The sequence below is a fragment of the Citrobacter sp. L55 genome (genome assembly GCF_002850715.1).
GTDB classification, from domain to species: Bacteria; Pseudomonadota; Gammaproteobacteria; order Enterobacterales; family Enterobacteriaceae; genus Citrobacter; species Citrobacter braakii.
Genome location: NZ_KZ559400.1, coordinates 111,436 through 130,188 on the forward strand (window position 1 = coordinate 111,436; position 18,753 = coordinate 130,188).

Annotated in this window: 18 protein-coding genes; 14 read left to right on the forward strand and 4 right to left on the reverse strand. The window is 53.5% G+C overall.

Going from position 1 to position 18,753, the window contains the following annotated elements:
• Window positions 1-54 precede the first annotated feature (54 nt).
• The 3 genes from hcp to B9P82_RS05025 all read left to right on the forward strand — a co-directional run bounded on the left by hcp (window position 55) and on the right by B9P82_RS05025 (window position 4,504).
• The gene (gene hcp / locus B9P82_RS05015; protein ID WP_016153657.1) at window positions 55-1,707 is read left to right on the forward strand and encodes a hydroxylamine reductase; all 1,653 of its coding nucleotides are present in this window, start codon (window positions 55-57) and stop codon (window positions 1,705-1,707) included.
• Between the two features lie 10 nt (window positions 1,708-1,717).
• Window positions 1,718-2,686 (forward strand): NADH oxidoreductase, encoded by a 969-nt coding sequence (hcr, locus tag B9P82_RS05020; protein ID WP_016153658.1) that lies wholly within the window; start codon window positions 1,718-1,720, stop codon window positions 2,684-2,686.
• A gap of 201 nt (window positions 2,687-2,887) precedes the next feature.
• Window positions 2,888-4,504: an FAD-NAD(P)-binding protein gene (locus B9P82_RS05025; protein ID WP_101700053.1), complete on the forward strand. Its 1,617-nt coding sequence runs from the start codon at window positions 2,888-2,890 to the stop codon at window positions 4,502-4,504.
• A gap of 72 nt (window positions 4,505-4,576) precedes the next feature.
• Here B9P82_RS05025 and B9P82_RS05030 read toward each other — a convergent pair whose 3' ends face one another.
• On the reverse strand, window positions 4,577-5,011 hold the full coding sequence (locus B9P82_RS05030) for a DoxX family protein (RefSeq protein WP_016156945.1): 435 nt from the start codon (window positions 5,009-5,011) through the stop codon (window positions 4,577-4,579).
• 152 nt (window positions 5,012-5,163) lie between these two features.
• On the opposite strand from B9P82_RS05030, the gene poxB reads away from it, so the two are divergent.
• The 4 genes from poxB (at window position 5,164) to B9P82_RS05050 (ending at window position 10,472) form a co-directional block, all read left to right on the forward strand.
• Window positions 5,164-6,882: a ubiquinone-dependent pyruvate dehydrogenase gene (poxB, locus tag B9P82_RS05035; protein ID WP_016156946.1), complete on the forward strand. Its 1,719-nt coding sequence runs from the start codon at window positions 5,164-5,166 to the stop codon at window positions 6,880-6,882.
• A 36-nt stretch (window positions 6,883-6,918) separates the two neighbouring features.
• Window positions 6,919-7,920 carry a low-specificity L-threonine aldolase gene (gene ltaE, locus B9P82_RS05040; protein ID WP_016153662.1) on the forward strand — a complete coding sequence of 334 codons (1,002 nt, stop codon included), beginning with the start codon at window positions 6,919-6,921 and terminating at the stop codon, window positions 7,918-7,920.
• Window positions 7,921-7,930: 10 nt separating this feature from the next.
• Window positions 7,931-9,364, forward strand: a complete 1,434-nt coding sequence (locus B9P82_RS05045; RefSeq protein WP_101700142.1) for an SDR family oxidoreductase — start codon at window positions 7,931-7,933, stop codon at window positions 9,362-9,364.
• 94 nt (window positions 9,365-9,458) lie between these two features.
• Complete coding sequence (locus B9P82_RS05050; RefSeq protein WP_016153664.1) at window positions 9,459-10,472, forward strand: NAD-dependent epimerase/dehydratase family protein; 1,014 nt, start codon at window positions 9,459-9,461, stop codon at window positions 10,470-10,472.
• On the opposite strand, the gene B9P82_RS05055 is transcribed toward B9P82_RS05050, so the two are convergent.
• Together B9P82_RS05055 and B9P82_RS05060 are read right to left on the reverse strand one after the other, a co-directional pair.
• On the reverse strand, window positions 10,469-11,299 hold the full coding sequence (locus tag B9P82_RS05055) for an N-acetylmuramoyl-L-alanine amidase (protein ID WP_016156948.1): 831 nt from the start codon (window positions 11,297-11,299) through the stop codon (window positions 10,469-10,471). The two genes, B9P82_RS05050 and B9P82_RS05055, sit on opposite strands and share 4 nt — an antisense overlap.
• Window positions 11,296-11,619, reverse strand: a complete 324-nt coding sequence (locus B9P82_RS05060; RefSeq protein ID WP_001160725.1) for a heavy metal-binding domain-containing protein — start codon at window positions 11,617-11,619, stop codon at window positions 11,296-11,298. Before B9P82_RS05060 ends, B9P82_RS05055 begins: the two co-directional genes overlap by 4 nt.
• Before the next feature lie 251 nt (window positions 11,620-11,870).
• On the opposite strand from B9P82_RS05060, the gene B9P82_RS05065 reads away from it, so the two are divergent.
• The 7 genes from B9P82_RS05065 to yegS all read left to right on the forward strand — a co-directional run bounded on the left by B9P82_RS05065 (window position 11,871) and on the right by yegS (window position 17,488).
• The gene (locus B9P82_RS05065) at window positions 11,871-12,386 is read left to right on the forward strand and encodes a lipoprotein (RefSeq protein WP_019077200.1); all 516 of its coding nucleotides are present in this window, start codon (window positions 11,871-11,873) and stop codon (window positions 12,384-12,386) included.
• A 225-nt stretch (window positions 12,387-12,611) separates the two neighbouring features.
• Entirely contained in the window at window positions 12,612-13,340 is a 729-nt protein-coding gene (artP, locus tag B9P82_RS05070) for an arginine ABC transporter ATP-binding protein ArtP (protein WP_016156950.1), read from the forward strand.
• Between the two features lie 16 nt (window positions 13,341-13,356).
• A complete protein-coding gene (artI, locus tag B9P82_RS05075) occupies window positions 13,357-14,088 on the forward strand; it encodes an arginine ABC transporter substrate-binding protein ArtI (protein WP_016156951.1) in 732 nt (243 codons plus the stop codon).
• 6 nt (window positions 14,089-14,094) lie between these two features.
• Window positions 14,095-14,811 carry an arginine ABC transporter permease ArtQ gene (artQ, locus tag B9P82_RS05080; RefSeq protein ID WP_016153668.1) on the forward strand — a complete coding sequence of 239 codons (717 nt, stop codon included), beginning with the start codon at window positions 14,095-14,097 and terminating at the stop codon, window positions 14,809-14,811.
• A complete protein-coding gene (artM, locus tag B9P82_RS05085; protein ID WP_016153669.1) occupies window positions 14,811-15,479 on the forward strand; it encodes an arginine ABC transporter permease ArtM in 669 nt (222 codons plus the stop codon). The genes artQ and artM overlap by 1 nt, the downstream gene beginning before the upstream one ends.
• A 246-nt stretch (window positions 15,480-15,725) precedes the next feature.
• Entirely contained in the window at window positions 15,726-16,457 is a 732-nt protein-coding gene (gene artJ / locus B9P82_RS05090; RefSeq protein ID WP_016153670.1) for an arginine ABC transporter substrate-binding protein ArtJ, read from the forward strand.
• Between the two features lie 131 nt (window positions 16,458-16,588).
• A complete protein-coding gene (yegS, locus tag B9P82_RS05095; protein WP_046275436.1) occupies window positions 16,589-17,488 on the forward strand; it encodes a lipid kinase YegS in 900 nt (299 codons plus the stop codon).
• A 22-nt stretch (window positions 17,489-17,510) separates the two neighbouring features.
• Here the strand turns inward: yegS and fbaB are convergent, their stop codons facing one another.
• Window positions 17,511-18,563, reverse strand: a complete 1,053-nt coding sequence (fbaB, locus tag B9P82_RS05100) for a class I fructose-bisphosphate aldolase (RefSeq protein WP_016153672.1) — start codon at window positions 18,561-18,563, stop codon at window positions 17,511-17,513.
• Between the last annotated feature and the right edge of the window lie 190 nt (window positions 18,564-18,753).

Consider the following 18,753-nt stretch of genomic DNA (forward strand, 5'->3'; position numbering starts at 1 on the left):
GCACAGGCATAACCTTAAACATGTATATTAAATATAACTTTAAAAGGTGTGACCATGTTTTGTGTGCAATGTGAACAAACCATCCGTACTCCGGCAGGAAACGGCTGCTCTTACGCGCAGGGTATGTGCGGTAAAACGGCTGAAACCTCCGATTTGCAGGATCTGCTGATTGCTTCCCTACAAGGTCTGTCTGCATGGGCTGTTAAGGCACGTGAATACGGCATCATCGACCATGAAGTTGATAACTTTGCGCCGCGTGCATTCTTCTCCACGCTGACCAACGTTAACTTCGATTCCCCGCGTATTGTTGGCTATGCCCGTGAAGCTATCGCCATGCGCGACGCCCTGAAAGCGCAATGCCTGAACATCGACGCGAACGCAGCGGTCGCTAACCCGATGGCCGATCTGCAACTGGTCAGCGACGATCTGGGCGACCTGCAACGTCAGGCCGCTGAATTTACCCCGAACAAAGATAAAGCAGCCATCGGCGAGAACATTCTCGGCCTGCGTCTGCTGTGCCTGTACGGCCTGAAAGGTGCGGCAGCTTACATGGAGCACGCGCACGTTCTCGGTCAGTACGACAACGACATCTACGCTCAGTACCACAAAATCATGGCATGGCTGGGAACCTGGCCTTCCGATATGAACGCTCTGCTGGAGTGCTCAATGGAAATCGGCCAGATGAACTTCAAAGTGATGAGCATTCTGGATGCTGGCGAAACCACTAAATACGGCCACCCGACGCCAACTCAGGTCAACGTCAAAGCAACCGAAGGTAAGTGCATCCTGATCTCCGGTCACGACCTGAAAGATCTGTACAACCTGCTGGAGCAGACCGAAGGTACCGGCGTTAACGTCTATACCCACGGTGAAATGCTGCCGGCGCACGGCTACCCGGAACTGCGTAAGTTCAAACACCTGATCGGTAACTACGGCAGCGGCTGGCAGAATCAGCAGGTTGAATTTGCCCGCTTCCCGGGCCCAATCGTAATGACCTCTAACTGCATCATCGACCCAACCGTTGGCGCCTACGATGACCGTATCTGGACTCGTAGCATCGTCGGTTGGCCGGGTGTAAGCCACCTCGAAGGCGACAACTTCGCTCCGGTAATCGCTCAGGCTCAGCAGATGGCGGGCTTCCCGTACAGCGAAATTCCGCACCTGATCACCGTTGGTTTCGGTCGTCAGACTCTGCTGGGCGCGGCTGATACCCTGATCGACCTGGTAAGCCGCGAAAAACTGCGTCACATCTTCCTGGTTGGCGGTTGTGATGGCGCGCGTGGCGAACGCAACTACTTCACCGACTTCGCCACCAGCGTGCCGGACGACTGCCTGATCCTGACTCTGGCGTGCGGTAAATACCGTTTCAACAAACTGGAGTTCGGCGATATCGAAGGCCTGCCGCGTCTGGTCGATGCAGGTCAGTGTAACGATGCATACTCTGCCATCATCCTGGCGGTAACCCTGGCTGAGAAACTGGGCTGTGGCGTGAACGATCTGCCGCTGTCTCTGGTGCTCTCCTGGTTCGAACAGAAAGCGATTGTCATTCTGCTGACCCTGCTGTCTCTGGGTGTGAAAAACATCGTCACTGGCCCGACTGCGCCTGGCTTCTTCACGCCGGACCTGCTGGCAGTTCTCAACGAGAAGTTCGGTCTGCGTTCCGTGACCACCGTTGAAGAAGACATGAAGCAACTGCTGAGCGCGTAAGGAGTAAAGAATGACAATGCCAACTCATCAGTGCCCATGGCGGATGCAGGTTCATCACATCCATCAGGAAACGCCGGATGTATGGACAATTTCGTTGCTGTGCCACGACTATTATCCGTACCGCGCCGGGCAGTATGCACTGGTCAGCGTGCGTAATTCAGCGGACACGCTGCGTGCTTACACCCTCTCTTCAACGCCTGGCGTTAGCGAATACATCACGCTGACCATCCGCCGCATTGACGATGGCGCAGGCTCACAGTGGTTAACCCGCGACGTGAAGCGCGGCGACTATATCTGGCTGTCCGATGCAATGGGTGAATTCACCTGTGAAGATAAAGCGGAAGACAGGTTCCTGATGCTGGCCGCTGGCTGTGGCGTCACGCCAATCATGTCAATGCGTCGCTGGTTGGCAAAATACCGCCCACAGGCAGATGTGCAGGTGATCTTTAACGTCCGTTCACCGCAAGATGTCATTTTTGCCGACGAATGGCGCGAGTATCCGGTGACCTTAGTTGCTGAAAACAATGCCACTGACGGTTTTGTTTCCGGCCGACTGACCACCGAACTGCTGCAAAGCGTACCGGACCTGGCTTCGCGCACCGTGATGACCTGCGGCCCGGCTCCGTATATGGATCTGGTCGAGAAAGAAGTCAACGCGCTGGGCGTGACACGCTTCTTTAAAGAGCAGTTCTTCACCCCGGTAGCTGAAGCCGCCACCAGCGGTCTGAAGTTCACCAAACTGCAGCCGGCAAAAGAGTTTTATGCGCCGGTAGGCAGTACGCTGCTGGAAGCGCTGGAAAGCAATAAAGTGCCGGTTGTCGCCGCATGCCGTGCGGGCGTTTGCGGCTGCTGCAAAACCAAAGTGGTTGACGGTAACTACACGGTCAGTAGCACCATGACGCTGACCGACGCAGAAATTGCTGAAGGTTATGTGCTGGCTTGCTCCTGTCATCCGCAGGGTGATTTAGTGCTGGCGTAATTGGCCGATATCTGATGTACAAAAGGCTACCCGGTTATATCGGGTGGCCTTTTTTTATGCTGTCAGACGCTGCAAAATTCCGATTTTTTCACCCTCCGAGGCAAAATACCGCCCTCTTCCCGCGAATTATCGACCACACTTACCTGGCACAGGTTAAGCAAAACCCCGACTACCACGTCGAACTTTCTACAAAGGATCCCCATGAAAAAAGTGGCCATCGTCGGCGTAGGTCCCACCGGAATTTATACGTTTCATGCCCTCGTTGAGCGCGGTGAACCGCTGGAGATACAGCTTTATGAGCAAGCTGAGGAAGCTGGCATAGGCATGCCTTATAACAGCGACAACAACGCAGACCACATGCTGGCCAATATAGCCAGCATTGAGATCCCGCCGATTTATATCAGTTATCTGACGTGGCTACAGAATCAAAGCGATGAATACCTGGCGCAGTTTCGGCTTGAACGTACATCGTTGCATGAGCGGCAATTTTTGCCCCGGGTGATCCTCGGCGACTATTATCGCGATCGTTTTTTAGCCATCGTCGATAAAGCGCAAAGATCCGGGTTCACAATTCGCGTATTTGAATCAAGTAAAGTCACCGACCTGCAAGCAAACCCGACTGGGGTCTCCCTGTGGATCAATCACGCGTCACAGCCCGTCGAAGTGGATTTCGCCGCTATCGCCAGCGGTCATCTGTGGCCAGAAACTGATGCTCAGGCACGCAAGTTTTTCCCCAGTCCGTGGACCGGCCTGATGGAGGCGCGGATTAGCGCTTGCAGGGTGGGTATTCTGGGCACCTCGCTAAGCGCTATCGACGCGGCGATGGCCGTGGTCAGTCAGCATGGTAACTTCACCACCAATACCGACCATTCACTGCAGTTCACGCGTAAACCCGACAGCCAAAACCTGAAGCTGACCCTGATGTCGCGCAGCGGTGTGCTGCCTGAAGCGGATTTTTACTGCCCTCTTCCCTATGAACCGCTGAATATCGTGACGCAAGAAGCGATTGAAAACGCCATTGCCGAGGGCCAAAACGGATTACTGGACCGCATCTTCCGGCTTATTGTGCAACAACTGCAAGACGCGGCCCCTGGGTGGTGCCAACAGGTTGCACTTGCAACGCTTAACGCCGACACATTCCCCGAGGTCTATTTTGCCGACAGGCTCAAGCATGACCCTTTTGACTGGGCGAGGCGTAACCTGGTGGAGGTTGAGCGCAACAAGCATGAACAACATACCGTCGCCTGGCGCTATACCTTATTGCGCCTCCATGAGGTTATTGAAGAGATCGTTCCTCATCTTGATGCTCGCGACGAAAAACGTTTCAGGCGCGGACTGGCGCGCGTCTTTATTGATAACTATGCGGCAATCCCGTCTGAATCTATCCGCCGATTGCTGGCTCTGCACGATGCCGGGCTGATTGAGATCCTCGCACTCGGCAAGGATTATGAGCGTACAAATGAGCAGGAAAGGACGGTCATTTACCACCACGGTCAGCGCAGTGAATTTGATGTATTTATTGACGCCCGAGGACAACGGGCATTGCAGAGCAAAGATATTCCGTTCCCAACGCTACGCGATCAACTGCTGGCCTGTGGCGATGAGATCCCGGATATCGGCGAAGATTACACGCTGCAAGCGCCGGAAAACGCCCGCAACCGCATCGCCTTTGGCGGACTGCCGTGGTTGATGCACGACCGTCCCTTTATTCAGGGGCTGGTGGTTAGCGCTGAAATAGGTGCGGCGATGGCAAAGGCATTGACGCAACGTGCACTGAGACGTCGGCACAAACTGTGGAGCAGTGACGAGATGGATTAGCGGCCAGACTTAATGGCGAGGCGGAGATAGGTTATCGCGTCCCCGCCTCTGTCTTGATTCTCGGATGGCAAACTATCGCCAGGCCGAGTTTCCGGCAACGGAGAAACGCCCCGCGCCCAAAAATGCCACGGCCAGAGCGCCGATGAAGAAATACACCAGACTTTCAATTGCCCATGCGCCGGTTTTATCCAGTGACCAGGTTTCACCCATCCCGACCATCAGCCATGCCACCACCATCGTAAACGCCAGCCCCAACGCCGCCGGACGCGTCAGGATCCCAAGAATAATCAGACACGGTGCCACAACCTCTCCCAGCAGAACGCCATACGCAATAAAGCCAGGGAAACCTTTCGCTATCAGCATGCCACTGATGCCATCAATACCCGCGAACAGTTTATGCAGCCCATGAAACAGCATTAATCCCCCCACGGCAATACGTAACAAAAACTTGCCAAAATCTTCATGAGTCAGCACCCGGTTAACTGTATTTAATAGTTTTATAACCATTTGAATTTATTCCTTGTTTCACCATGTCCAATAACAAACTACGCTTAATACAGGCTTAATGAAACCTGCCGGAAATAAGAGGTAATGATAAGCATAACTATTATCTTCATCTAAACTTGTAACCGGTATCACATTAAAGGAGAAGGAAAACCATGAAACAAACGGTTGCCGCTTTTATTGCTAAAACACTCGAACAAGCTGGCGTTAAACGCATTTGGGGTGTGACGGGTGACTCGCTAAATGGCCTTAGTGACAGTCTGAATCGTATGGGAACGATTGACTGGATGCCAACACGTCATGAAGAGGTTGCGGCCTTCGCCGCGGGAGCTGAAGCGCAGTTGACGGGAGAACTGGCCGTCTGCGCAGGCTCGTGTGGGCCAGGCAACCTGCACCTGATTAACGGCCTGTTTGATTGCCACCGCAACCACGTCCCGGTGCTGGCAATTGCTGCACACATTCCATCCAGTGAGATAGGCAGCGGTTATTTTCAGGAGACCCACCCGCAAGAGTTGTTTCGCGAATGTAGCCACTATTGCGAGCTGGTTTCCAGCCCTGAACAGATCCCACAGGTGCTGGCAATTGCCATGCGTAAAGCGGTGCTCAACCGCGGCGTCTCCGTGGTGGTATTACCCGGCGACGTTGCGCTGAAGCCAGCACCAGAAAGCGCCAGCACTCACTGGTATCATGCGCCGCTCCCGGTGGTCACTCCGGAAGAAGAAGAGCTCAGAAAACTAGCGCAACTGCTACGCTACTCCAGCAATATCGCCCTGATGTGCGGCAGCGGCTGCGCCGGTGCGCATAAAGAACTGGTTGAGTTTGCTGCTAAAATAAAAGCGCCGATTGTGCACGCCCTGCGTGGTAAAGAGCATGTTGAGTACGACAACCCTTACGACGTGGGCATGACCGGGCTGATCGGCTTTTCATCCGGCTTCCATACCATGATGAATGCCGACACGCTGATCCTGCTCGGTACCCAGTTCCCCTATCGCCCGTTCTACCCCACCGACGCCAAGATTATTCAGATTGATATCAATCCGGCGAGCATTGGCGCGCACAGTAAAGTTGATATGGCGCTGGTAGGCGATATTAAATCCACACTCCGCACCCTGCTGCCGCTGGTGGAAGAAAAAACCGATCGGCAGTTCCTGGATAAAGCGCTGGAACACTATCGTGAGGCGCGTAAAGGGCTGGATGATTTAGCCAAACCCAGCGATAAAGCCATTCATCCGCAGTATCTGGCGCAGCAGATCAGCCATTTTGCCGCTGACGACGCCATCTTCACCTGCGACGTTGGCACGCCAACGGTGTGGGCGGCACGTTATCTGAAAATGAACGGTAAACGCCGTCTGATCGGTTCGTTTAACCACGGGTCGATGGCTAATGCCATGCCGCAGGCGCTCGGCGCACAAGCGACCGAACCGGGACGTCAGGTTGTCGCAATGTGCGGTGACGGTGGTTTTAGCATGCTGATGGGCGATTTTCTGTCGGTTGTGCAAATGAAGCTGCCGGTGAAGATTATTGTCTTCAACAACAGCGTGTTGGGGTTTGTGGCGATGGAGATGAAAGCTGGCGGTTATCTGACCGACGGCACCGAACTGCACGATACAAATTTCGCACGGATTGCCGAGGCTTGCGGCATCACGGGCATTCGCGTGGAGAAATCCTCAGAGGTTGATGAAGCGCTGCAAAGGGCGATGTCGATTGACGGTCCGGTGCTGGTCGATGTGGTCGTCGCGAAAGAAGAACTGGCGATCCCGCCGCAGATCAAACTCGAACAAGCTAAAGGTTTTAGCCTGTATATGCTGCGCGCAATCATCAGCGGGCGCGGTGATGAAGTGATCGAACTGGCGAAAACTAACTGGCTCAGGTAAAACAGAGGGCATTACCTCACTTAAAAAGGAATGCCCGTGATTGATTTACGCAGTGATACCGTCACCCGACCAAGTCGCGCCATGCTCGAAGAGATGATGGCCGCCCCGGTCGGGGACGACGTCTACGGTGATGACCCTACCGTTAATGCCCTCCAGCAATACGCAGCCGAGCTTGCTGGCAAAGAAGCCGCAATTTTCTTACCCACAGGCACTCAGGCGAACCTGGTGGCTCTCCTCAGCCATTGTCAGCGCGGGGAAGAGTATATCGCCGGTCAGGGCGCGCATAACTATCTCTACGAAGCGGGTGGCGCAGCGGTACTCGGCAGCATTCAACCGCAACCTATCGACGCCATGCCGGATGGCTCTTTGCCGCTGGACAAAGTGGCGGCAAAAATCAAAGCGGACGATATCCATTTTGCCCGCACGCGTCTGCTCAGCCTGGAAAACACCCACAACGGCAAAGTGCTACCACGCGAGTATCTGAAAGAGGCCTGGGAATTCACCCGTGAGCGCAATCTTGCGCTGCATGTCGACGGCGCGCGTATTTTTAACGCCATCGTCGCCTATGGCTGTGAGTTAAAAGATGTCACGCAATACTGCGATTCGTTCACCATTTGTCTCTCCAAAGGTTTAGGAACGCCGGTAGGCTCACTGCTGGTCGGCAGCCACGAGTACATCAAGCGCGCCATTCGTTGGCGTAAAATGACCGGTGGCGGAATGCGTCAGGCCGGTATTCTGGCGGCGGCCGGACTGTATGCGCTGAAAAATAACGTGTCGCGTTTACAAGAAGACCATGACAACGCCGCCTGGATGGCGGAACAACTGCGCGAAGCAGGAGCGGACGTCATGCGCCACGACACCAACATGCTGTTTGTCCGCGTTGGCGAAGAACACGCTGCGGCACTGGGCGAGTACATGAAAGCGCAAGGCGTGCTGATTAACGCCTCGCCGATTGTGCGTCTGGTGATGCATCTGGACGTATCGCGTGAACAGCTTGCTGAAGTCGTCGCCCACTGGCGCGCTTTTTTAACCCGCTAAGGAGATGGGCGTGCCGCAACGGATTTTGGTTCTTGGCGCCAGTGGCTACATTGGTCAGCATCTGGTACAGGCGCTCAGTCAGCAAGGGCATCAGGTGCTGGCTGCGGCACGCCGCATCGAGCGGCTGGAAAAGCAGCAGTTGGCCAACGTCAGTTGCCATAAGGTCGATTTGAATTGGCCAGATAACCTAACGCCGCTGCTGACCGGCGTTGATACGGTCTATTACCTGGTCCATGGCATGGGAGAAGGCGGTGATTTTATCGCCCATGAGCGCCAGGTAGCAATGAACGTGCGCGATGCGCTACGTGATACGCCAATCAAACAGCTTATTTTCCTGAGCTCATTACAGGCTCCCCGGCATGAACAATCCGATCATCTGCGTGCGCGACAGATAACCGCGGACACCCTGCGCGAATCAGGCGTGCCGATGACCGAATTGCGCGCTGGTATTATCGTAGGGGCAGGTTCTGCCGCCTTTGAAGTGATGCGCGACATGGTCTACAACCTGCCGGTACTCACCCCTCCGCGCTGGGTGCGCTCGCGTACCACGCCTATCGCGCTGGAGAATTTAATGTACTACCTGGTGGCATTGTTGGATCATCCTACACGCCAACACCGCGTACTCGAAGCCGCCGGGCCGCAGGTATTGAGCTATCAGGAGCAGTTCGAGCATTTTATGGCGCTCAGCGGTAAACATCGCCTGCTCATCCCGGTCCCCTTTCCTACCCGCTGGATTTCGGTCTGGTTTTTGAACGTCATAACGTCAGTGCCGCCGACCACGGCAAAAGCGCTGATACAGGGGTTAAAACACGACCTGCTGGCCGATGACACCGAATTACGCACGCTGATCCCGCAAAAGCTGATTGCCTTTGATGACGCGGTGCGCAGCACGTTGAAAGAAGAAGAAAAGCTGGTCAATTCCAGCGACTGGGGTTACGACGCGCAGGCATTTGCCCGCTGGCGCCCCGAATATGGCTATTTCGCTAAACAAGCTGGCTTTAGCGTTGAAACCTCCGCCAGTCGGCAGGCGCTGTGGCAGGTGGTGAATCGCCTCGGCGGCAAAGAAGGCTATTTCTTTGGCAATATTTTATGGAAAACGCGCGCGGCGTTGGACCTGCTGGTCGGCCATAAGCTGGCGAAAGGCAGACCGCAACACTCTCTGTTGCAGGTTGGCGATACCGTTGATAGCTGGAAAGTGATCATCGTTGAGCCAGAAAAACAGCTGACGCTGCTGTTTGGGATGAAAGCGCCAGGATTGGGTCGACTGAGCTTCACGCTGGAAGATAAAGGCGACCAGCGACGCATTGATGTCCGCGCCTGGTGGCATCCGCACGGCATGCCAGGCCTCTTCTATTGGCTGCTGATGATCCCGGCGCATCTGTTCATTTTCAGAGGGATGGCGAAGCGTATTGCTAAACTTGCAGAACAAATCACAGACTCATGATAAAAAGAGCCTGTATTCTTTCATGTTTCCCATTGCATACAGACGAAATTCACGGAAGAATGCGCACGACGTTTTTTAAACACAGTGGATTGATATGAAGGTACTGGTTACCGGAGCCACCAGCGGCTTAGGCCGAAACGCGGTTGAGTTTTTATGCAGCAAAGGCGTCAGCGTCAGAGCTACCGGTCGCAACGAAGCGATGGGCAAGCTGCTGGAGAAAATGGGCGCAGAGTTTGTGCATGCCGATTTGACCGAGCTGGTCTCTTCGCAGGCAAAAGTGATGCTCGCCGGTATCGATACGCTGTGGCACTGCTCCAGTTTTACCTCACCATGGGGAACTCAGGAAGCCTTCGATCTGGCCAACGTTCGCGCAACCCGCCGTCTGGGCGAGTGGGCCGTGGCCTGGGGCGTTCGTAACTTCATTCATATCTCATCACCGTCGCTCTATTTTGATTATCACCACCATCGCGATATCAAAGAGGACTTCCGCCCCCAACGCTTCGCCAATGAATTCGCCCGCAGTAAAGCGGCTGGCGAAGATGTGATTGCGTTGCTGACACAGGCCAACCCGCAGACCCGTTTTACGGTATTGCGTCCGCAAAGCTTGTTCGGACCACACGATAAAGTTTTTATCCCGCGCCTGGCCCATATGATGTACCACTACGGCAGCATTCTGTTGCCGCACGGCGGAAGTGCGCTGGTGGATATGACCTACTACGAGAATGCGGTGCACGCGATGTGGCTGGCAAGTCAGCAAGCCTGCGATAATCTGCCGTCGGGTCGTGCGTACAACATTACCAACGGCGAGCATCGCACCCTGCGCAGTATTGTGCAGAAACTTATCGACGAGCTAAATATTGATTGCCGTATCCGCTCCGTGCCCTACCCGATGCTGGACATGATTGCCCGCAGCATGGAGCGGTTAGGCAATAAATCCGCGAAAGAGCCAAAGCTTACGCATTACGGCGTCTCGAAGCTGAATTTTGACTTTACGCTGGATACCACCCGCGCTCAGGAAGAATTAGGTTATCAGCCCGTTGTGACGCTGGATGAAGGGATTGAGCGTACCGCGGCCTGGCTGCGTGACCACGGCAAGCTGCCGCGTTAACCCTGCCCGTATTTCTCCAGTAACGCTTCGGCAATCGCCTGAGTTTCTGCATCCGCCACGCCGTTCCACAAGGTCGGGCGGAAGTGCATCTGGAAGGCCATAATCACCCGCCGCTGTTCACGCGGCGTCATTTCAGGTTTTACCTCATAACCATAGCGCGACAGCAGATCGAGCAATGATGAGGTTTCTACCGGTGTATCGGGCGCTCGCCCGGCAAGATAAAACGCCACCCGCTGAGCATCCGGCCACGCGCCAATTCCCTGAGCGGCCAGTTCTTCCCATGGAAACAGCGGACCTGGATCGTCCTTGCGCTGCGGTGCGACATCCGCATGGGCCACCACGTTCTGTGGTTTTATGTCATAACGGGCAATAATATCTTTCGCCAAGGGGATTAACGCCTGAATTTGCGCGGGTTCAAACGGCGCAAAATACTTGCTGCCCGCCGATTTTTGCCAGCCGCGGTTTTCCAGCTCAATGCCGATCGAGGTATCGTTAATTCGCGTAGCGCCGCGCCAGAAGCTAATCCCCGCATGCCAGGCCAGATCTTTTTCCGGCACCAGTTGCCAGATACGCGGTTTGCCGTGGTAGAGCGGCGGCACTGCCGGGATCAGATAGTGCGAGCTGACGTTTTTATCGGTCAGCGTAGCCAGAGAAGAGTCGAAATCATCGGCCGTGTAATGGATAACCAGCACTTTAATGCGCGGGTAAGCAGCCTGCGCCTGACGACGGGTATCTAACTGATACCCGTCTTTGTCGACAATCCCTTTTTCGCCAGCACATCCTACCAGCAGCAGCGTTAATGCCAGCAGAGACAGCAGACGCTTCATCGGCGAGTTTTCACCGCGGTGCCGCTGACGCTCACCATCAGCATGCTACCGTCTTTGCCCACGGTTTCGTAATCGATATCGATACCGACTACCGCATCAGCACCGAGCGCTTTTGCCTGTTCACCAAGCTCCTGAAAAGCAATTTCACGCGCTTTACGCAGCTCTTTTTCATACGCGCCGGAGCGACCGCCGACGATATCGCGAATGCCGGCGAAGAAATCGCGGAAGATATTCGCGCCTAAAATGGCTTCGCCAGTCACAACACCGCAGTATTCCACGATGCTCTGCCCTTCCAGCGTAGGGGTAGTCGAAAACTGCATGGTTAATCTCCTTTTTGCGCTAAGAGCACGATCTCAAAAGCATTATCGAACCGATCCACTATCATTGAAAGGATATATTCTTTACACAAAATAATTCGAGTTGCAGGAAGGCGGCAAGAGAGTGAATCCCCAGGAGCATAGATAACTATGTGACTGGGGTGAACGCACGTAGCCAACGCACAAGCAACTTGAAGTATGACATGTAAATCAACGTAGAACACTAATAGTAGAAAGCTAATAAGGAAATCATTATGCGCTACTCGAAACTCTCTCTGCTGGTTCCATGTGCACTACTTCTCAGCGCCTGTACTACCGTAACGCCGGCCTACAAAGATAACGGCACGCGTAGCGGCTCTTGCGTAGAAGGCGGGCCAGACAGCGTGGCTCAACAATTCTATGATTACCGTATTCAGCACCGAAACAATGACATTACTCCCCTTCGTCCGTACCTCAGCGACAACCTGGCGAAACTGCTGAACGATGCCAGCCGTGATAACGCGCATCGCGATCTGTTTAACAGCGATCCGTTCTCTAGTCGCGCCACGTTACCGGACAGTGCCAGCGTCGCCAGCGCATCGACCATTCCGAATAGTGATGCACGCAACATTCCGCTGCGCGTAGAACTTAAACAGGGTGACCAAAGCTGGCGTGATGAAGTGCTGATGATCCGCGAAGGCCAGTGCTGGGTAATTGACGATGTCCGCTATCTGGGCGGCAGCGTACACGCGCCAGCCGGGACGCTGCGCCAGTCTGTCGAAAACCGCTAACCGCCCCATTCACCCGCCTGAATCATAACCCCCATAAATTGTCTGGCATTCTGCATAGAATGCCGACAATTATTCTTGCCCACTGGTGGCCCCGCTATTTTGTGCTATGTTTAGATAAGAATGCGGTTTGCATTTAACTTTTAACGCATAAATATTGCATAACTATTCTGTCAAAGGTAGTATCTGCGGCTTCAATAGCTATCAGACTGCCAGTATCGAGTGTCAATGAGTATTCAATTAAACGGCATTAACTGCTTCTACGGCGCACATCAGGCGCTGTTCGATATCACGCTGGATTGCCCTCAGGGTGAAACACTGGTGTTACTTGGCCCAAGTGGAGCCGGGAAAAGCTCGCTGCTGCGCGTACTCAACCTGCTTGAGATGCCGCGCTCGGGCACACTCTCTATTGCGGGTAACCGTTTCGACTTCACGAAGACCCCGTCAGACAAAGCCATTCGGGAGCTGCGTCAGAACGTGGGCATGGTCTTCCAGCAATACAACCTTTGGCCGCATCTCACGGTTGTGCAGAATCTGATTGAAGCGCCCTGCCGCGTACTGGGTCTGACAAAAGATCAAGCGCTGGCGCGTGCCGAAAAATTGCTGGAACGTCTGCGCCTGAAGCCGTACAGCGATCGCTACCCACTGCATCTCTCCGGTGGCCAGCAACAGCGTGTGGCCATTGCCCGTGCGTTGATGATGGAGCCGCAGGTGCTGCTGTTTGATGAACCTACCGCAGCGCTTGATCCGGAAATTACTGCCCAAATCGTCAGCATCATTCGTGAACTGGCGGAAACCAACATTACTCAGGTGATCGTCACCCACGAAGTGGAAGTTGCACGTAAAACGGCCAGCCGTGTGGTGTATATGGAAAACGGTCATATCGTCGAGTTTGGGGATGCGAGCTGCTTTGCCAACCCGCAAACCGAAGCGTTTAAAAACTATCTCTCTCACTAAGATTCGGGACAATACAATGAAAAAAGTTCTGATTGCCGCGCTAATCGCAGGTTTTAGCCTTTCCGCTACCGCAGCCCAAACCATCCGTTTCGCCACCGAAGCGTCTTATCCTCCGTTTGAATCTATTGATGCGAATAACAAAATCGTAGGGTTTGACGTTGATCTGGCGAATGCGCTGTGTAAAGAGATTGACGCGACCTGTACCTTCACCAATCAGGCCTTCGACAGCCTGATCCCGAGCCTGAAATTCCGTCGTTTTGACGCGGTGATGGCCGGTATGGACATCACGCCAGAGCGTGAAAAACAGGTTCTGTTCACCACCCCGTATTACGACAACTCTGCCCTGTTTGTTGGCCAACAGGGTAAATACACCGGCATTGACCAGCTGAAAGGCAAAAAAGTCGGTGTACAAAACGGTACTACGCACCAGAAATTCATCATGGATAAACATCCGGAAGTGACCACCGTACCGTATGACAGCTATCAGAATGCCAAACTCGATCTGCAAAATGGTCGTATTGACGGCGTATTTGGTGATACCGCAGTGGTGACCGAATGGCTGAAAGATAATCCAAAGCTGGCCGCAGTTGGCGACAAAGTGACGGATAAAGATTACTTCGGTACGGGTCTGGGCATCGCTGTGCGCCAGGGCAATACCGAGCTGCAGCAGAAATTTAACGCTGCGCTGGAAAAAGTGAAGAAAGATGGGACTTACGAGACCATCTACAACAAATGGTTCCAGAAGTAATACTTGATGAATGAATTTTTTCCTTTAGCAAGCGCCGCCGGGATGACCGTCGGCCTTGCCGTTTGTGCGCTGATTATTGGCCTCGCGCTCGCCATGTTTTTTGCCGTCTGGGAGTCAGTAAAATGGCGTCCGGTAGCATGGACGGGCTCAGCCCTGGTCACCATCCTGCGTGGTCTGCCGGAAATTCTGGTGGTTCTGTTCATCTATTTCGGCTCTTCACAGCTGCTGCTGACGCTGGCCGATGGCTTTACGATCAATCTCGGGTTTGTACAAATCCCGGTTCAGATGCAGATCGAAAACTTCGACGTCAGCCCGTTCCTGTGCGGTGTAATTGCGCTGTCATTGCTGTATGCGGCTTACGCGTCGCAAACGCTGCGTGGCGCGCTGAAGGCCGTACCACTCGGACAATGGGAATCAGGTCAGGCGTTGGGTTTGTCTAAAGCCGCGATCTTCTTTCGCCTGGTGATGCCGCAGATGTGGCGCCACGCTCTGCCGGGACTGGGTAACCAGTGGCTGGTATTGCTGAAAGATACCGCGCTGGTCAGCCTTATCAGCGTGAACGATCTGATGCTGCAAACCAAGAGCATTGCCACCCGTACCCAGGAGCCGTTTACCTGGTACATTGTGGCGGCGGCTATTTACCTGGTGATTACGCTGGTGAGTCAGTACATTCTCAAACGCATTGACCTGCGCGCGACACGATTTGAGCGGAGACCAGGCTGATGCTTGAGTATTTACCTGAATTGTTAAAAGGGCTGCATACCAGCCTGACGCTGACGGTCGCCTCCATCGTGGTTGCTCTGGTGCTGGCGCTGGTTTTCACCGTCATCCTGACGCTAAAAACGCCGATTGTGGTCTGGTTGGTTCGCGCCTATATCACGTTGTTTACCGGTACTCCGCTGCTGGTGCAAATCTTCCTGATCTACTACGGGCCAGGGCAGTTCCCGACGCTACAGGAGTATCCGGTACTGTGGCACCTGCTCTCTGAACCGTGGCTGTGCGCCTTAATTGCGCTATCGTTAAACAGTGCGGCTTATACCACTCAACTGTTCTACGGTGCTATCCGCGCAATCCCGGAAGGCCAGTGGCAGTCCTGTGGAGCGTTGGGGATGAGTAAGAAGGATACGCTGGCGATTCTGTTGCCGTACGCCTTTAAACGCGCCCTCTCCTCGTATTCCAACGAAGTGGTGCTGGTGTTTAAAAGTACCTCACTGGCATACACCATCACGCTGATGGAAGTCATGGGCTATAGTCAGCTGCTGTATGGTCGCACTTATGACGTCATGGTTTTCGGCGCGGCGGGTGTGATTTACCTGATCGTCAACGGTTTGCTGACGCTGATGATGCGCTTGATCGAACGTAAAGCTCTGGCGTTTGAACACCGGAATTAAATCGGTTTTCATGTCTGATGGCGCTACGCTTATCAGGCTACGATTCATCTTCCGTTGTACACTCTCCGGTGAATATGCATAAAGCCAAAATAAAAAAGACGGACAACAACCTAAATTGTCCGTCTTTTTTTATATCCATAAAAATAGTTAATCATTTTTATTGCATACAAATTCATTAAATGGCATTGTTAATTCACGCCGCAGACACGGTAAATAATCATAAGATTGACAGACGGGAGTTCCACCATGAAAAAGTTAGTACTGGCCGCATTACTTGCTACTTTCGCCGCAGGCGCCTCAGCTGCTGATAAAATTAGTTTCGGTGTATCAGCGACTTATCCGCCATTTGAGTCACTGGATGCAAGCAATAAAATTGTCGGTTTTGACATCGACCTGGCAACGGCACTGTGCAAACAAATGCAGGCTGACTGTACTTTCACCAATCATGCTTTTGATAGCTTGATTCCCGCGCTGAAATTCAAAAAATATGATGCGGTGATTTCCGGAATGGACATCACGCCTGAGCGTAGCAAGCAGGTGGCATTTACTCAGCCTTACTATGCAAACTCCGCGCTGGTGATTGCGAAAAAAGACACCTATAAAACCTTTGCCGACCTGAAAGGGAAACGCATTGGCATGGAAAACGGCACCACGCACCAGAAATACCTGCAGGACAAACACCCTGAAGTGAAAACCGTGGCCTACGACAGCTATCAGAATGCGATTATCGACCTGAAAAATGGTCGTATTGATGGCGTATTTGGCGATACCGCCGTGGTTAACGAGTGGCTGAAAACCAACCCGCAGTTAGGCGTAGCCACTGACAAAGTGACCGACCCACAATACTTCGGTACTGGTCTTGGCATTGCGGTTCGCCCGGATAACAAAGCCCTGCTGGAAAAACTGAATAGCGCGCTGGCCGCAATCAAAGCTGACGGCACGTACCAAAAAATCAGCGATCAGTGGTTCCCACAGTAACGTCCACCCAATCTGAAAAGCCGCATCCTGCGGCTTTTTTTATCTCTTCGCCTTCGCTTTCAGTCAGTTCTTACGCCATAAACCCATTCCTGGCGTACACTTGTTAAAACGAAAAAAAGTGAGGCAAACGGATGATAGCGTTCCCTGCCAGTTTACTGATCCTCAACGGAAAAAGTGCTGATAATCTCCCCCTGCGTGATGTCATTGCAGAGCTACGCGATGAAGGCGTGGAAATCCATGTTCGCGTTACCTGGGAAAAAGGCGACGCCCAACGCTACGTTGATGAAGCTCGCCAGTTAGGCGTTGCAACGGTGATTGCCGGCGGCGGCGACGGCACAATTAACGAAGTCTCGACGGCGCTGATCCAGTCGCAGGGCGGCAATATCCCGGCGCTCGGTATTTTACCGTTGGGAACGGCGAATGATTTTGCAACCAGCGTAGGCATACCCGACGCCCTTGATAAGGCGTTAAAACTGGCTATCGCCGGAAATGCGACTGATATCGATATGGTTCAGGTCAATGATAAAACCTGTTTTATCAATATGGCGACCGGCGGCTTCGGCACACGCATCACCAGCGAGACGCCAGAAAAACTCAAGGCCGCATTAGGTGGCGTATCGTACTTTATTCACGGATTAATGCGCATGGATACGCTCAAACCCGACATCTGCGACATTCGTGGGGAAGATTTTCACTGGCAGGGTAAGGCGCTGGTCATTGGTATCGGTAATGGTCGTCAGGCCGGTGGTGGGCAACAGCTTTGCCCGACGGCGCTGATCAACGATGGTCTGCTGCAACTGCGTATTTTTACCGGCGAAGAGCTGCTGCCAGGGCTGCTTTCGGCGTTAACGCAATCCGAAGACAACCCTAACATCATCGAAGGCGCATCATCGTGGTTTGATATCCGCGCCCCGCACGAAATTACGTTTAATCTCGATGGCGAACCGCTTAGCGGACAAGAATTTCATATTGAAATCCTGCCCGCAGCACTACGTTGCAGACTGCCGCCGGGTTGTCCGCTACTGCGTTAACACGACGACACCCCAACTGGGATCAGGCAATGGTGACTTTGCTGTCCAGATAAACATCCTGCACGGCGTTAATCAGCTTAACGCCATCAGCCATGGTTTTCTTGAATGCTTTTCGTCCAAGAATCAGCCCCATGCCGCCAGCACGTTTGTTAATCACTGCCGTACGTACCGCATCGCTCAGATCGGTTTCGCCGCCAGCCGCACCGCCAGAGTTAATTAATCCGGCGCGCCCCATATAGCAGTTCGCCAGCTGATAACGCACCAGGTCAATTGGGTTGTCGCTGGTCAGCTTGCTGTAAACGCGATCGTCAGTGTAGCCAAAGTTGACTGCTTTATACCCGCCGTTATTTTCCGCCATTTTCTGCTTAACGATATCCGCCCCGATAGTGGCTGCCAGATGGTTAGCCTGCCCGGTGAGATCGGCGGAAACATGGTAATCCACGCCATCTTTTTTAAACGCGGAGTTACGCAGATACGCCCACAGCACGGTGACCATCCCCAGTTCATGAGCACGCTCGAACGCCGCAGAAATCTCTTCAATCTGGCGACGGGACTCCTCTGAACCGAAATAGATGGTTGCCCCTACCGCAACCGCGCCCATATTGAATGCCTGTTCTACGCTGGCATACAGCGTCTGGTCAAACGTATTGGGGTAGCTCAGCGTTTCGTTGTGGTTAATTTTTACAAGAAACGGAATGCGGTGCGCGTAGCGACGGGAGACGGAAGCCAGCACGCCATAGGTCGATGCCACGCAATTACACCCTGCTTCGATAGCCAGTTCCACAATATTCTTCGGATCAAAGTACAGCGGGTTAGCCGCGAACGATGCCCCCGCGGAGTGTTCCACGCCCTGATCCACCGGTAGAATCGACAGATAACCTGTCCCGGCCAGTCGGCCCGTGTTATACAGCGTTTGCATATTACGCAGCACCGCTGGCGGACGGTTGTTATCCACCATCACGCGATCGACGTAATCATGTCCAGGCAGGTAAAGTTGGTCAGAAGGAATGGTCATACAACGATGCTGTAAAAGGTTGTCGGCATCTTTGCCAAGCAACTGCGCAATATCAGTCATAGCTATGCTCCCGTAAGTTCCGATTTGAAACCGGAATGTGGATTGTCCTGACCCGCTTTGTTGCGGGCAGCAATAAGCCTGGTACCGACTGCGTTTTTTTTCCATCTTTAGCGCACTTTTCAGCAACTTCTGCTGGCTCGATTCAGGAACAAATAATGTTAAGGCGGTCAAATTTAGACCCCAGAGGTAT

Bases quoted from the DNA above. Each gene is read 5' to 3' on its own strand.
- hcp (WP_016153657.1), top strand. From the start codon at position 55: ATGTTTTGTGTGCAATGTGAACAAACCATCCGTACTCCGGCAGGAAAC.
- hcr (WP_016153658.1), top strand. From the start codon at position 1,718: ATGACAATGCCAACTCATCAGTGCCCATGGCGGATGCAGGTTCATCAC.
- B9P82_RS05025 (WP_101700053.1), top strand. From the start codon at position 2,888: ATGAAAAAAGTGGCCATCGTCGGCGTAGGTCCCACCGGAATTTATACG.
- B9P82_RS05030 (WP_016156945.1), bottom strand. From the start codon at position 5,011: ATGGTTATAAAACTATTAAATACAGTTAACCGGGTGCTGACTCATGAA.
- poxB (WP_016156946.1), top strand. From the start codon at position 5,164: ATGAAACAAACGGTTGCCGCTTTTATTGCTAAAACACTCGAACAAGCT.
- B9P82_RS05050 (WP_016153664.1), top strand. From the start codon at position 9,459: ATGAAGGTACTGGTTACCGGAGCCACCAGCGGCTTAGGCCGAAACGCG.
- B9P82_RS05055 (WP_016156948.1), bottom strand. From the start codon at position 11,299: ATGAAGCGTCTGCTGTCTCTGCTGGCATTAACGCTGCTGCTGGTAGGA.
- B9P82_RS05060 (WP_001160725.1), bottom strand. From the start codon at position 11,619: ATGCAGTTTTCGACTACCCCTACGCTGGAAGGGCAGAGCATCGTGGAA.
- B9P82_RS05065 (WP_019077200.1), top strand. From the start codon at position 11,871: ATGCGCTACTCGAAACTCTCTCTGCTGGTTCCATGTGCACTACTTCTC.
- artP (WP_016156950.1), top strand. From the start codon at position 12,612: ATGAGTATTCAATTAAACGGCATTAACTGCTTCTACGGCGCACATCAG.
- artI (WP_016156951.1), top strand. From the start codon at position 13,357: ATGAAAAAAGTTCTGATTGCCGCGCTAATCGCAGGTTTTAGCCTTTCC.
- artQ (WP_016153668.1), top strand. From the start codon at position 14,095: ATGAATGAATTTTTTCCTTTAGCAAGCGCCGCCGGGATGACCGTCGGC.
- artM (WP_016153669.1), top strand. From the start codon at position 14,811: ATGCTTGAGTATTTACCTGAATTGTTAAAAGGGCTGCATACCAGCCTG.
- artJ (WP_016153670.1), top strand. From the start codon at position 15,726: ATGAAAAAGTTAGTACTGGCCGCATTACTTGCTACTTTCGCCGCAGGC.
- yegS (WP_046275436.1), top strand. From the start codon at position 16,589: ATGATAGCGTTCCCTGCCAGTTTACTGATCCTCAACGGAAAAAGTGCT.
- fbaB (WP_016153672.1), bottom strand. From the start codon at position 18,563: ATGACTGATATTGCGCAGTTGCTTGGCAAAGATGCCGACAACCTTTTA.